At 41.8% G+C, this 14,225-nt stretch carries 10 protein-coding genes; 1 reads left to right on the top strand and 9 read right to left on the bottom strand.

The features are described 5' to 3' along the window. The first annotated feature begins 97 nt into the window (after window positions 1-97). Window positions 98-370, top strand: coding sequence for a hypothetical protein (locus tag NST44_RS08085; RefSeq protein WP_340898774.1), 273 nt, complete (start codon window positions 98-100; stop codon window positions 368-370). Window positions 371-619: 249 nt separating this feature from the next. Here the strand turns inward: NST44_RS08085 and NST44_RS08080 are convergent, their stop codons facing one another. The 9 genes from NST44_RS08080 to NST44_RS08040 all read right to left on the bottom strand — a co-directional run bounded on the left by NST44_RS08080 (window position 620) and on the right by NST44_RS08040 (window position 14,195). After that, window positions 620-1,492: a phosphatidylinositol-specific phospholipase C/glycerophosphodiester phosphodiesterase family protein gene (locus NST44_RS08080; RefSeq protein WP_340898773.1), complete on the bottom strand. Its 873-nt coding sequence runs from the start codon at window positions 1,490-1,492 to the stop codon at window positions 620-622. A 130-nt stretch (window positions 1,493-1,622) separates the two neighbouring features. Further along, complete coding sequence (locus NST44_RS08075) at window positions 1,623-3,023, bottom strand: undecaprenyl-phosphate glucose phosphotransferase (RefSeq protein ID WP_340898771.1); 1,401 nt, start codon at window positions 3,021-3,023, stop codon at window positions 1,623-1,625. After that, entirely contained in the window at window positions 3,020-3,931 is a 912-nt protein-coding gene (locus NST44_RS08070; protein WP_340898770.1) for a glycosyltransferase family 2 protein, read from the bottom strand. Before NST44_RS08070 ends, NST44_RS08075 begins: the two co-directional genes overlap by 4 nt. Before the next feature lie 109 nt (window positions 3,932-4,040). After that, window positions 4,041-4,967 carry a glycosyltransferase family 2 protein gene (locus tag NST44_RS08065; protein ID WP_213615816.1) on the bottom strand — a complete coding sequence of 309 codons (927 nt, stop codon included), beginning with the start codon at window positions 4,965-4,967 and terminating at the stop codon, window positions 4,041-4,043. Between the two features lie 76 nt (window positions 4,968-5,043). Continuing rightward, a complete protein-coding gene (gene rfbD / locus NST44_RS08060) occupies window positions 5,044-5,928 on the bottom strand; it encodes a dTDP-4-dehydrorhamnose reductase (RefSeq protein WP_213615818.1) in 885 nt (294 codons plus the stop codon). Continuing rightward, window positions 5,925-6,947: a dTDP-glucose 4,6-dehydratase gene (rfbB, locus tag NST44_RS08055; RefSeq protein ID WP_340898766.1), complete on the bottom strand. Its 1,023-nt coding sequence runs from the start codon at window positions 6,945-6,947 to the stop codon at window positions 5,925-5,927. Before rfbB ends, rfbD begins: the two co-directional genes overlap by 4 nt. A gap of 15 nt (window positions 6,948-6,962) precedes the next feature. Beyond that, a complete protein-coding gene (rfbC, locus tag NST44_RS08050) occupies window positions 6,963-7,511 on the bottom strand; it encodes a dTDP-4-dehydrorhamnose 3,5-epimerase (RefSeq protein ID WP_340898765.1) in 549 nt (182 codons plus the stop codon). 17 nt (window positions 7,512-7,528) lie between these two features. Beyond that, a complete protein-coding gene (locus NST44_RS08045; protein ID WP_007132232.1) occupies window positions 7,529-8,272 on the bottom strand; it encodes a sugar phosphate nucleotidyltransferase in 744 nt (247 codons plus the stop codon). Window positions 8,273-8,984: 712 nt separating this feature from the next. After that, window positions 8,985-14,195: a glycoside hydrolase family 99-like domain-containing protein gene (locus NST44_RS08040; RefSeq protein WP_007132233.1), complete on the bottom strand. Its 5,211-nt coding sequence runs from the start codon at window positions 14,193-14,195 to the stop codon at window positions 8,985-8,987. Window positions 14,196-14,225 lie beyond the last annotated feature (30 nt).

Below are 14,225 nucleotides of genomic sequence, written 5' to 3'. Positions count from 1 at the left end.
TGCTTGGACAAACGTACTGCAACGTAACCAGTAACATCTGGATGTTAAGGAGCCTTCTCAAAAACATGGATTAGCGGGTTCTTAGGAAGCGTAGAAAGTGCAAAAAGTGCAAGAAGTGCTAGAAATGTTAGAAATGTTAGAAATGTTAGAAATGCTTGAAATGCTAGAAGAGCAAGAGGTACAGGAAGCTCAGGAAGTTCAGGAAGTTCAGGAAGTTCAGGAAGTTCAGGAAGTTCAGGTGGTTCAGGTGGTTCAGGTGGGTTCAGGTGGTTCAGGTAGTTCAGGAAGTACAAGAAGTACAGAGTGTGATCAAACTTGCAGGATGGCTGCATGTAGGCACATGGCGAAGGTAAGTCGAGATTCATGCTAGGAGGAATAAACATAGAGCTACATACTTTATTTTCGGTACAAACAAACAATGCTTGCGGCTTCGTTATAATATCACAATCATCCATATTATGTAAATCATACTGAAGTATGGAATATTAGTCGGCTGGGCATTTTTCGGACAAAGGTTTCGTCCAGGTTAAAATCCGGGAAGGGCTCTAACCAGAAGGTAAGGGGAGAGGCGTCAGAGCCGCGAGCAGGCTCAGCACGAAGAGTCGCACAAGCAGTTCGGTTACTTTTGGAGTGCATAGCGCAGGCTGATCTTTTCCAGCTCCGGTTCGGTTAGCAGGTCGGAATAGACGCCGTACACGCCCCATTTTTCATAATTGTTCACCGTATTGGCGTCGTTGATGGTGTGCACATACGTGACGGCCCCCGCTTCCTTCAGCTTCGCGACAAAGTTGGGATTTACCCGGTGCTCCGGCATGGTTACGGCGTCGATATGATTCGCTTTCACGAACGCAATGATCCGCTCCGGCGAGTCTGTTGTCGCATACAGCGTGTAAATGATGGAGGAAAACGGGTAGATCTCCCTCACCATATCCAGCATCGTTTCATTGTAAATCTGGATCACCACCCGATCAAGCAATGCCGGATCCCGAGCCAAGGCAGCCTCTGTCAGCTCCGTCAAGAGCAGCCGGATGTCTTCATCCTTCTGCTCTTTCGTATCGGTCACGATGTAGATATCCGGAACGCTGGCCATCAAGTCCATCACCGCATCCACATCCATCGGCTGGTATCGCTCCAATATCGGCGTCTCCATAAACTCCTCGTGGGTCAGACGTGCCCCCTGCTTCTCCTTCGGCAACTGATCCAGCTGGCCAAGCTGTTCGCTCATGCTCGCCGTCCACTCATGCCGTGCTACGACCTTTCGATCAGCCGTCAGCATAAAGTCGATCTCGAATACCCGGGTGCCCTGCTTATAATTAGCGACCATCGCCTCATATGCATTCGTATACGGCTGATCTCCGATACTCCCCGCTGCATGGGCAATTAGACGATAGGCCGTAAAGCCCTGCCGCTCTTCGGAACCATCCTGGATATAGATTAGCATGAGGATCACTATTACCGAGAACAATGCACCAACCGTCGCTATTCGTCTCATATTATCCCCGCCTCACCGTAGTCTAGTTGCGTATTCGTCCGTTTGCTAGGTTAATACCCGCCAGGACGGGACACCAAACGAAAAAACCCGCATTCAGCGCATGCCAAATTGCGGGTTTTTGTTGGGATGATTAGTAAGCATTCTTGAAGCCATTGCGGATCGTGCGAAGAATGATCTTGATATCAAACAGAATGGACCAGTTTTCAATGTAAAAAATATCATGCTTGATCCGTTCCTCAATCGACGTGTCGCCTCGCAGCCCATTACTCTGCGCCCAACCGGTAATGCCAGGCCGGACATGGTGCTTCACCATGTATTTCGGAATTTCCTCTTTGAACTGCTCCACATAGTACGGACGCTCCGGGCGCGGGCCGACGACGCTCATATGCCCAAACAGCACGTTGAAGAACTGCGGCAGCTCGTCGAGACTGGTCTTGCGCAAGAACGAACCGAATTTGGTGCGGCGCGGGTCATTTTCCACGGTCCATCCGGTGTCGACTACGCCTGGCGGCAGCGGCTTCATGGAACGGAATTTATACATGTTAAACGTGCGGCGGTTAAGCCCTACCCGCTCCTGCTTAAAGATCGCCGGCCCGGGCGAGGTCAGCTTGATGCCGATGAAAATCCCGACCATGACCGGCAGCGTCAGGATAATCGCCACCAGCGAGAAGACGATATCGAACGCCCGCTTGAAAAGCCGGTTCGCCGCCAGATCCAGGGGAATATCCCGCACATTGATCATCGGCATGCCCGCAAAGTTGTCGAATACCGGCCGGGCCGGAAGATAATCAAAAAAGTCCGGAATAATGAGCGTACGCACACCAGCCTTCTCGCAGGCTGCGATGATCTCGGGATATTTGTGATGGGCATTGAGCGGCAAGGCCAGCACAACTTCGTCGATGAGCTTGTCGTTCAACACGTTGTCCAGGTCGCTGACCGATCCAAGGATCGGCTTGAAGCGTCTCTCCTCCAGTTCGCTCCATTGCTGGTAATCGTCCAGAAACCCGATAACTTCGTAACCGAGTTCAGGGTACTGCTGCAGATTTTTATAGAACCGCTTGCCCAGCGTTCCAGCACCCACGATGAGGACAAACTGGCGATTGTAGCCTTTTTCCCGGAAATGCTTCAGCGTCTTCTTCAGAAAATAGCGGTACAAGATGATCGACGCTACGTTCAGGATCATGTAGATGGCGAGATACCAGCGGGAGATATTGACCTCCTTCACGAAGAACATCAAGCTGAGCAGGATGAACATCCCAATAAAATGCATTTGGAAGATCTTCATGAACTCGTCGGCAAAACGCTTCTTTCGCTTAGGTGAGTACAACGAAATCATAATGCCCACGGCAACAGCAACCCCACCGTATACCAAACTCCACATCCCGTACGATTCGATAGGAAGCGGCTTCTCATATGGGAACCAGCCGCTTTCGAATTTGATCCACCATGCAAGCAGGAACGACAGCTGGATGAAGGTAAAGTCGGTCAACATATAGACTCGGGTCAAGAAGCCCTGATTCTTGCGGATCATGATTTCACCTCCACTCCGCCGGAAGATGAGGGCATCGATGCCGGCCGAATCGGCTTCAGCCGATTCGTGAGCAGGGCCAGGAGCATTTTCAAACCGACGCCTGCATACACCGCTCCGTTAACCAATATGTTGTACTTCTTCCGGTAATGCTTCCGATGGAACAAAATCATCGCCCGATGGAATTCGTAAATAATTTTGAATGGACGGCGCCGGGCGCTTCCGCCTTTGTAATGCACAATCGTCGTTCGAGGATAGTAGTGGATGCCCCACCCGGCCTGCTTGATCCGGTAGCACCAATCGATATCCTCTCCATACATGAAAAATGTCTCGTCCAACCCGCCTACCTGCTCAATCGTCTCCCGCCGTACCAGCATGAACGCGCCGACCAGGCAATCCACGGGGTATTCCTGATCGGGATCGAGATAGCCCAGCTGATACTTGTTGAAACGCGGCTCATTAGGAAACAGCTTGCTCAGACCGAAGGCATAGTAAAAGGAAGCAGATGGCGTTGGGAAGCCTCTTTTACAAGCCTTGTCCAGGGAACCGTCCGGCAGAATGATTTTGCAGCCCGAGGCGCCCGTAATCGGATTACGGTCCATAAAGGCCACCATCGTTTGAAGCGTGTCCCGCTGGATCACGGTGTCGGAATTTAAAAGCAGCACATAACGTCCCTGCGCCGCTGCCATCCCCTGGTTGTTGGCTTTGGCAAAGCCGGTGTTTTGTGTATTCTCAATCAGCTTAACGAGCGGGAACTCCTGACGAATCGCCTGCACGGAATCGTCCTTCGAATCGTTATCAATGACGATGACTTCATATGTAAATTCGGTCTCCGATGCGTATACCGATCGCAAACAATCCAACGTCAGCTGACGGGTATTGTAGTTCACGATTAAAATGCTAACATCCATTGCTGCATGGCTCCTGACAAATATAGTAATCTATCGACATTATAGCATAAAGACGCATGGCTGGCAGGAATAAAGCACTTAATTACTAGAATCTAGTTATCTTTCACTCTTATATGTAGCCCGCAAGTATTAAGAAGCGAAACAGTGATTGCTCTAAAATCGATTGACGATAAAGTTTCGATCTTTGAAGGAAATGTATTTTCTCCCTGAACCGTTGTCTAGGTGCAATAAAAAGTTCAAGTTGCTCCCTTTTTTCATCATCCAACAAATGACCATAAACTCGGTAGAACTCCCTCGCTTGACTGACAAGGAGATGTTTCCCTTTATGTTTTAAGTAACTGCGATACTTCTGGTTTAATTTGTCTAAAAATGAGTTGCTTCCTCCAACAACGTTATTTCCATGTTGCCTATAAAGCATGGAAGGACGTTGATCATAAATGACGTTACCGAATGCAGATACCAATAGATAGAACCACCAGTCGTGCATAATGATCCTGCTAGGATCGACTCGGTATCCGTTAACGAACAAATCTCTAGCCGCCCGATTTATTGTTATCGTGGCCCCGACTGCAATATTTTGAATTAATGCATTATAGAACGAAGGCTGTTTCGAAGGGGCCTTTGGCCAAGTACCAAAGGAATGTAGTTCTTTATCGACGAGCTTCGTTGCAGTGAATACCATTGCTGGAATTTTGTCCGATTTTGAATCCAACATATTTACTGCCCGTTCAATTTTTTGCTCCAACCAAACATCATCCTGATCACAGAAACAGTAATAGTCAGCCTGGGGATCGGAATGCATAACAAGTTCAAAAAAGCTTGGGACCACTCCTATGTTGCTTCCCGTAAGCACCGTGATTCGATTAGGATTCTCTTCGGAATACTCCCTTAAGAATACTGTTGTGCAATCTGTGGATCCATCATCTCGCGCAAGGATAGAAATATTAGGGTAACTTTGCCTAAGTATACTTTGTAATTGCTCGGATATATAGTGCTCCCCATTATATGTAGACAGCAGCACTTGAACCTGTTTCATTATATGTGAACCTCCAAATAACTGCTAAATATGATATAAGGCCTGATCATACAGATCAGGCCTACATTTGCTGTATTCATTTCAAGTATAGTTCAGGGTGCTGTCTCATATCCAGCATAAACTTCTTTAGCCCATCCCGCCAATGCGGCAAATCTTCTAATTGATTTAATCGGATCGAAAGATGGTCTAAAACGGAATTAGCTGGCCGCGGGGCAGGTCTAGGGAATTGTTCGGTAGTACAAGGCTCCAGACTGGATTTAATTTTTATGCCCAACTGTTCTTCCGCCTCCTCAAAAATTGCCTTCGTAAATTCAAACCATGTGCATGATCCAAAGTTAGAGGCATGGTATATACCATATTTGTCGGTGGCAGATAATTCAAGCAGGAAACGAGCCAGATCAACTGTGTAAGTAGGTGACCCCTTTTGGTCATTCACAACCTGTAGAAGAGGTTTCTCCTGTCCAAGCCGCAGCATCGTCTTAACAAAATTGCTTCCCCAGAGTCCAAACACCCAAGAGGTGCGGACAATAAACCATCTTGTACTAAAATCTCTGACCATCTGTTCTCCTGCAAGTTTGGATTGGCCGTATACCGTCCTTGGGTCGGTACGATCATATTCGTGATAGGCTCTATCACTGGTACCGCTAAACACATAGTCTGTACTTATATACACCAACTTGGCGCCTACTTCCTCGGCCGATCGAGTAACGTTTCTCGTCCCAATAGCATTGACAAGATACGCACTGTCGATATCAGTCTCCGCTGCATCCACTGCCGTATATGCAGCACAGTGAATAACACAATCCGGACGGTTCGAAGCAATCACTTGCCGGCATTGATCCAAGTCCGTAACATCCAGAACCTGTCGGCCGCATGGAACCACATCATGTCCGTTCTGGCCAAAAACATGGATGACATCCTGTCCCAATTGTCCTTGAGCCCCAGTTACCAGAACCTTCATTGGTCCTCACCTAATCGAGTACCATATTGCTTGGTTAGATATTCACGGTATGCCCCGGACTGGATCCTAGTCCACCATTCTTTGTTACTCAAATACCAAGCGATGGTTTCCTTAATTCCGGTCTCAAAGTTATGCTTTGGCTTCCAGCCGAGTTCATTCATAATTTTGGTTGGATCGATACCGTACCTACGATCATGACCAGGTCGATCCTCGACGAATTGAATCAGGGCCTCTGGTTTTCCAAGTTCCTCTAGAATTGTCTTTACAATATGAATATTTGTACGTTCGTTATTGCCCCCGATGTTGTAAACTTCGCCAACTCGGCCTTGATGAATGACAAGATCAATTGCGCTGCAATGATCCTCGACATACAGCCAATCACGAATGTTCATGCCGTCGCCATAAACAGGTAAGATCTCATCATTTAGTGCACGAGAAATCATCAGGGGAATTAACTTTTCGGGAAATTGATACGGGCCATAATTATTAGAGCAACGGGTAATAGTCACCGGAAGACCAAAAGTTTCGTGGTATGCTCTGACGAGTAAATCTCCGCCAGCTTTACTAGCTGAGTAAGGACTGTTCGGTGCAAGAGGGGTCGACTCTGAGAAGAGTCCCGTTTCTCCAAGAGACCCGTATACCTCATCGGTCGAAACCTGGACAAATTTCGTTACCCCATATTTTTTAGACGCATCCAATAGCACCTGAGTACCGAGTACGTTTGTATTAACAAACACTTCAGGCTCTAAAATACTGCGGTCCACATGGGATTCTGCTGCGAAATTTACTACAACATCAATACCTTGCTGAAAGATCTGATCCACTGCTTGTTTATCCGCAATATCACCCTTGATAAAGGTATAATTCAATTCGTTCTCAATGGATTTCAAATTTTCCAGGTTCCCGGCATACGTAAGAGCATCCATGTTAATGATCATATAATCCGGATGCTGCTGCATCATATATAGAATAAAATTGCTGCCTATAAAACCGGCACCACCAGTTATTAGAAGTTTCATCGCGTTGGTACTCCCCTATTCAAAATTCATTTCAGCATCCTTTAACACTGGGTGATACTGATCTTTATCCGAAAGGATCGGGTTTGACGTTGGCCAATCAATCCCTAAAGCCGGATCATTCCATAATATGCCGTGGTCATGCTCCGGGGAATAATATTCGTCTACTTTATACAGCACCTGAGTGTTTGGGACAAGTGTACAGAATCCATGTGCAAACCCCTTTGGGACCAAGAGCTGTCGTTTGTTATATTCGCTTAAAATTACGCCGACCCATTGACCAAACGTTGGAGAACTTCTCCGAATATCTACGACGACATCATAAATTGCCCCCGTTAATACGCGAATTAGTTTTGTCTGAGCCTTAGGATTAAGCTGATAATGAAGGCCTCGCAGTACGCCAGGCTCAGAAGAAAGGGATTGATTATCTTGAATGAAGTTGAAATGAATACCGTGTTCCTTAAATAACCGCTCATTAAAGCTTTCCATAAAAAAGCCCCGGTGGTCTCCAAAGCTCTTTGGTTCAAGGACGATGACACCATTTAACTTTAAAGGAGTTACCCTCATAACATCTGATCCCCAATCTATAATTTAAGTTTCCCGAATTCATCTCCAAAAACGATATCCTTAGCAAGCTCATTCGCTCGCGCTAAAGAAGCATGGGTTCCGGCATCCGTCCACCATCCCTGTAGAATGTCAAATGTGAGCTCACCACTAGCAATATATGCGTTATTAACATCTGTAATCTCCAGTTCGCCCCGGGCAGAAGGTTTTAATGTTTTTACAATATCAAACACCTTGTGATCATACATATAGATGCCAGTAACTGCATAGTCACTTTTAGGCTCTAAGGGTTTTTCCTCTATTGAAATAATCTGTTTCCCTCTAATTTCAGGAACACCAAATCGCTTAGGATCGGGCACATGTTGAATCAGAATTTTAGCTCCAATCTTTTGCTGACGGAAGTTATCCACAAATGGAGAAAGATCATCTTCAAAAACGTTATCACCTAAAATAACCACCATCTGATCATCACCGACAAATTGTTCTGCAAGATTCAGTGCTTGCGCTATACCACCTGCTTCGTCTTGAACCTTATATGTAAATGTTACGTCCATCTCACGACCGCTGCCGAGTAAATTTACTACATCTCCCATATGATCCTTACCAGTTACGATAAGAATATCATTAATATCAGCTTGTTTTAGTCTATATACTGAATGAAATATCATTGGATATCTTCCAACTGGAAGTAAGTGCTTATTCGTTACTTTGGTTAAAGGGTACAAACGTGAACCTGTTCCCCCCGCTAGGATAATACCTTTCATAAGTTCCCCTTCCTCTATATCTATATTCTACTCTAAATTGAAGATTACTTATCAACGGCTGCAGAGATTCCATCCGATGCTGCCCTGTATTATCAATTTTAAAACTTTATCCTTCCAACACATTCACTTCTTGAAAAACACTCAGATAAAACAGCACACTTAATTCTGTTACTATCACGAAGTTCGATACGCCCGCTATGCATCCTCCGGTTGATGGACATAATCACAGGGAAGTATCGATTTCGGCTTTTTGTAGATCGATACTTCCCCCTCACTTTAGATCCTATATGTTTATGAGAGAGACGTTTTTTTGATGGTGACTCTCCATAAATCCCATAGACATTTATCTTTAAATAGTATAGTAGCAGCCTTCATCATATACAAGTAACGCCTGTTACATCTAAAGAATCCGGAATTTAAAACAGTGCTCGAAGATGAACTGAAATTTGATTGTTTTTCACTTTGAATAAAATGATCGACTATCTTTTTCACAGGATTTCATCTTCTCTTCAAATCGACATGCTGTTTTCGATACATCTCTTCATCCAACGGGCTAGAATCCCGATGCCGGAGAAGACATTTATCACATCTTGCTAAAACTGCGATGTTCATCCTGCCTTGCTTAAATTCATTTGCCCCGAATAGCCCCTTCTCTAGAGGGTTAAGTCTCTATTACTTGGCGCAGGAAAAAACTATACAGTACAATTGCTACCTATCTAGACTCTTCAACCGCTTCCTTTGTAGCCTGCAAATAAGCATAACCATATCTCTTATCGGGTTCTAAATAAGCGCCTTCTCCCCACTCATTCCATGCATTAATAAATACCAGTTGATCATCTAGATCTGAACGGTTTTTGGCTTCTCTTATTACATCTGCTAGCCACTGCTTATATAAAGCTGGTGACGCTCCCTGAAAAATCATCCCTTTGTTATTTCGACGTGCAGTATTGTCCCACATCGGCATAACCGCGCGATATAGTTTAGGTAGGTCATATTTAAAATAACGTTGATTCATTACCAAGTCTTCATAATCAAATACTTCCCCAGCGAAATCATCTCGGATGTACTCTATTTCGTGAGTAATGTTCTTGCAGTTGGTATAAACTGTCCCAGGGTGAAACTCCGAGATTGCATCGTAGCCCAGCCCAAGTAAATCTAAATTAACCATGTTCTCTTTTACTGCAATGATATATAATTCTCCTACCCCTTGTTCGCGACAGTAATCTCTCCAATATTCTAGAACCATCTCCGGTTCTGGCATTAACGAGGGTCTATAGATTGTAATCATTTTTTTGCCTTGAACTTCTATATATCGTTCATCTCGTAGAAACCGAATAATATCTTTGATGACATTCTTATAACTTTCCACACTCTTAGGTTGTTCCATTAATATTCCTGAATTTGTACCATCAAAGCGCTTTGTCCAATTCTCATTTGCCCAGCATAAAGAAAAAGGAAAGTCCAAACTTTTATCTGACAGGAACATCTCAATCGGTTTCTCGAGCAGTCGCTCTCCGTCAAACCAATAATAATAGAAAGAGAAACCGTAAACACCATACATTTGCGCAAGTTCTATCTGCCGAGCCATATTCTCTCTCAATCGGAGATCATAAAAACCAAGCTCTCCAGGCAAACGTGGCTGATAGTGCCCCACAAACTGTGGTACAGCCCTACAGACATTGTTCCATTCTGTAACTCCTCTTCCCCACCATTTTTCATTATGTGGGTCTGGATGAAATTGCGTCAGATAATATGCAATGATTTTATTATCACCCTTTTGGCGTTTGAATGGGGTTTCAGTAATTGGAACGTAATCCGAAAGGTCTTTGTCAGGAATTCTTAGAATCTGATGAATATATTTTATTTGTTCTGTATTGTTCTCCGGCAAAGGCGCTACTTCGTGCACAGAAGAAGTATTCAATTCATTGACACTATCATGATTATCATTAGGATAAAGTAACAAGGACGGTTTGAATGTCTTTTTCGTCCAGAATAAAAATTTCCCTTTTGTGCTTGGAGATACGAGTGGTAGACTCCAGAAAATCTTCTTTATAGTTTGGTAAAATTTTGAATTCTGAACATAATTCTGTGGGATATATTCTGTAACATAGGGATCCACAGCTCCGCCATCAACCGCTTCATTAATAGCAACAGATATTGAGGAGTTTTCCCTTACCAAATTAATTGTCTTTCGAGTAATTGATTGCCATGTATTTTCTAAAGCTTCTTTCATCAACAGTTGGCCAAACGATGTATCAAAACGCAGTTCTAACGCTTTGTTAATTTGGTCAATAAATTCCTGTTCAGTATTTGCTATTAGACAAGATTTATATTTCAAACACTCTCGTAGAGAATAAGTAACAATTGGCTTTTGTAAGGCCATATACTCAAAGATTTTCACTGGCGAGACAGATTCCGTTATATCATTTACAATAAAAGGCAAAATAGCAATGTCATAAAATGCAGCATAACGGCTTAATTCAACGTATGGTTTTGAACCTATAAAATGCACATTTCTATAACCTAAAAGGCCGCTATCTCTAAGGGATTCATCATGTTCATAACCAATAAGTAACAGAATATATCTTTCATCTGCAGCTATTTTTTTCAGCAATTCATAGTCGATCCATTGCGCAAGTGCTCCATGATATCCAATTATAATTTTTCCACTATTTACTATACTTGTTATATCTTCAGGACAGTCAATTTTATTACGGTCGATACGCCAATGATCGTAATCCACACCATTGGTTATCATTTCCATATTCCTGGTACGATAGAGTTTCACTTGATCGAATAATTTATCAGATGTTGCAACCACTGAAATTTCTTCATTTGTGAGAACATACTCATGTCTATCCAAGACAAACTTAGGTATGTTTCCTGTTATTTGTGGAGTTATTTCATCTATATACTCATACAGGATATTATACCCTTTATTTAAGAATGACTTTAACTCGTCAATTGTCGTAGCCAAATCAATAGATTGTAAGCGAATAATTTTCAGACCAGATTTCCGATCTAAAATCTCAAATAACCTTCTCTTTACTTGGTAATTATCAAGATTCACTAAGCATAGGGTAGGAGTAATAAACTTGCAGACCTCAATATCTTTATCTACTAAAGGGTGAGCACCATAGAAGGAAATCCCCCCCACATTCCCCGCCTGTAAGGACAAGTGTTGAAACCGTTGAAATAACGGTGTATTCCATCCCATAGGAACATGAAAAATATCAATAAAGGTATGGGGCGTTTCATCTATCCAAGAATCTATTTTTTGCCATATATCGCTGGATTGTGCTAATTCGGCAATTTTCCCAGACTCTACTACATTATCAATGCACTCTGGGCCTTTAGTCAGTATCTTTTTCATTGTTTTTCTCCAACCAATTGTTTTAATGTTTTGTTTAGTCTTCCCCAACAGTTTAAGGCTTTCTCTACTAAAATTTATGATTTGCTGTTTTTTATTTTTTGAAAAATCCAGCACAATTCTTATAGGCTTAGTGAATCTCCATGTTTTAGAATTAATTAGTCCGCTATATTCTTGAGCGAGTATTTCCATTTGATGTAGAAGTTCTTTTCTCTCTTCTGTAAGTGTTGATATTTCGCATTGTGATTTGTTCAATTCAATAGCTAAATTTTCATAATTAGATTGTAAATTTTTAGAATCAGAGGTTAAGATTTCGTAATCAGATTGTAAATTTTTCAAATCCAAAGTCAAATTATCCAAGTCAGACATTAAATCTCGCTGACTCATCTCAAGTTCTTTGATCTTGTTCTCATATTTGACCTTTATATTTACGAGTTCTTCATTTTTTTGACTGATCATTAAACTTTCAGACTTAATAGCATCTTTTTCTGCTGTTTCATATTCAATTGCTGCCGTAAGGTAAGTAACAAGCTTTTCTTTGTCAAGTGTTTCCATAGAGAATGTGATTTTCAAAACATTACACAATTTATAATTCCCTTGTATTAAATAAATTGGATCTTCAGTTAAAAACACATCTTCATCACTACTAAAAGAGAAAGAGTTATATGCTGAAAATACACACTCCTCACCATCTATTTCAGCATGGTCAATTCTACAAATACAATATTCTCCCTCTATAGGATCGAATCGCAAGTTTCGTATGGAAGAATTAGTTAAATCAAATTCCAAGGTTATTAGTTCTGAACTTTTCATATAGCCAATTTGGATTTTTTCATGGTCATTAAATCCATTACCTGTGTCTATATATAGGTTGGCTACACAATAATCATCATCAAAAACATCCTGAACATTAGTTAGGTAATTTGTCTTTTTCTGTATAATAGACTTATCAAACATTTTGACGTAATTTGCAGAAAAATAACCTTCCCATTGATAGAACACCCCCACCATCTCATCTGTTATTCCAAATAAGTGATGAATTCTATCCTCTAAAACGTGGTTGTTAACAGTTTTATGCCTATGGTAAAACTCCTTAACCGCACGCCAGAAAATAAATTTGACAGGCAAGTGGCAACCCATATACCATTCATAGTCAAAAACAACCATTTTGTGGTAATCATAAAAAATATTATCAAACAAAGTATCTATATTACTATATGAAGTAAACTCCAAGTCCTCGTTACACTTTATCGGCCCAAAGATTTCATGAAACTCCCCCGTATAATAATTACGTTGAAGTCCATATGAAGCAAGGACGTTAAAAAATTCAGAAAGAATAGCTAAAAAACCATCCTCATCTTTATTCCTTGATTTCTCCAATAAAATTTTCTCGACTGTAGGTAAATTTATATAATCATATAGCAACTCTTTTCCATTCAGTTTTATGGGCAATAGATCGATTTTACTATTAGAAGTCCGAGATAATTGATAGTTACTATTCATTCTTTCAAGATGGCTAACTGCTTCTTTAGTAAGTGCTTGCTTCTTAACTTTTAAGTCCCCACCATCACTATAAACAACGGTGCATATCTTATACGCATTGTCTCTGTTTGCATTAATCTTAACGTATTGTATATCCTGATCTTTAGTTATAGGTAGAAAATCATTTTTATGTGCAACAATCAAGAAAGAATTTGCAAAATTCCCACCTATATTTTCTCTTATCAACGCGTTTTGCATTTCTATTTCGTCAAAAAACATAAATCTGTCCGTATCATAACTATGTACATCGTAAGAGATTGGAACTTTATCAAATCCTTGCTCTGAGTATATTACTTCCGGAAATTTGTAATCTGGGTAAGGATAATAGAACTTCTCTACGACAAGGTCGCATGCATCCAACAATGATGAGAGTTCAGTCTTCGAAAAAGTTCTAACTTTTGAATTGTGTGGGTAACCATCTAAACCTACAAACAACTCCCCAACATGATCTTCTTTTGCTCCGGAAAAATATTTCATTCCTAACCTGTTCTCAATCGCAAGCAAAAGTTCTCCATCATCGGCAAGGAATGGGGTTAGTTGAGTTAGGAATCTCTCATACGGCTTATCCCCATCAATAAATCCACCTGCATACTCTAAAACACCATTAACAATAACGTAATCAAATTTCCTATTGAATTGCATGTTTTTTATATTACCTACGAATATCTCTAAATTATCTTTGGACTTGTGTCTCTCAAAATTGATTGTTGCTCTTTTTTGGGTTAACTCTACAGATGCTACGTAGTTAGCTTTCTCGCATAGCAGACCTGTTAAAGCGCCACATCCTGAACCAACTTCTAGAATTGAACACTGCTCTTTAAAAGGATACCAGTTCAAAATGTTATGGCGAAGTGGGGATAGGTGATAGAATAAAGGCCAACTTACATTATCTAATTTTTCTAGATAATGATGTTGTTGATTACGAACAATTTCTAATATTTCATTCTCTATCTCATAACCGTCTGAATAATTTTCCTCATTGTAGTAATACTTCATGTTGATTTCTGCCAAAGCAAAGCCCCCCTAATCATTCCTTACATA

Origin of the sequence: Paenibacillus sp. FSL W8-0919 (assembly GCF_038003785.1) — a bacterium.
Taxonomy (GTDB): domain Bacteria; phylum Bacillota; class Bacilli; order Paenibacillales; family Paenibacillaceae; genus Paenibacillus_AQ; species Paenibacillus_AQ lactis.
The sequence above is the reverse complement of the archived record's forward strand: the minus strand, read 5'-3'. Positions and strand labels throughout refer to the sequence as shown.

Coding starts and splice junctions, on each gene's coding strand:
- NST44_RS08075 (WP_340898771.1), bottom strand. CDS start 3,023: ATGATCCGCAAGAATCAGGGCTTCTTGACCCGAGTCTATATGTTGACC.
- NST44_RS08070 (WP_340898770.1), bottom strand. CDS start 3,931: ATGGATGTTAGCATTTTAATCGTGAACTACAATACCCGTCAGCTGACG.
- rfbC (WP_340898765.1), bottom strand. CDS start 7,511: ATGAGGGTAACTCCTTTAAAGTTAAATGGTGTCATCGTCCTTGAACCA.
- NST44_RS08080 (WP_340898773.1), bottom strand. CDS start 1,492: ATGAGACGAATAGCGACGGTTGGTGCATTGTTCTCGGTAATAGTGATC.
- NST44_RS08045 (WP_007132232.1), bottom strand. CDS start 8,272: ATGAAAGGTATTATCCTAGCGGGGGGAACAGGTTCACGTTTGTACCCT.
- NST44_RS08065 (WP_213615816.1), bottom strand. CDS start 4,967: ATGAAACAGGTTCAAGTGCTGCTGTCTACATATAATGGGGAGCACTAT.
- rfbB (WP_340898766.1), bottom strand. CDS start 6,947: ATGAAACTTCTAATAACTGGTGGTGCCGGTTTTATAGGCAGCAATTTT.
- rfbD (WP_213615818.1), bottom strand. CDS start 5,928: ATGAAGGTTCTGGTAACTGGGGCTCAAGGACAATTGGGACAGGATGTC.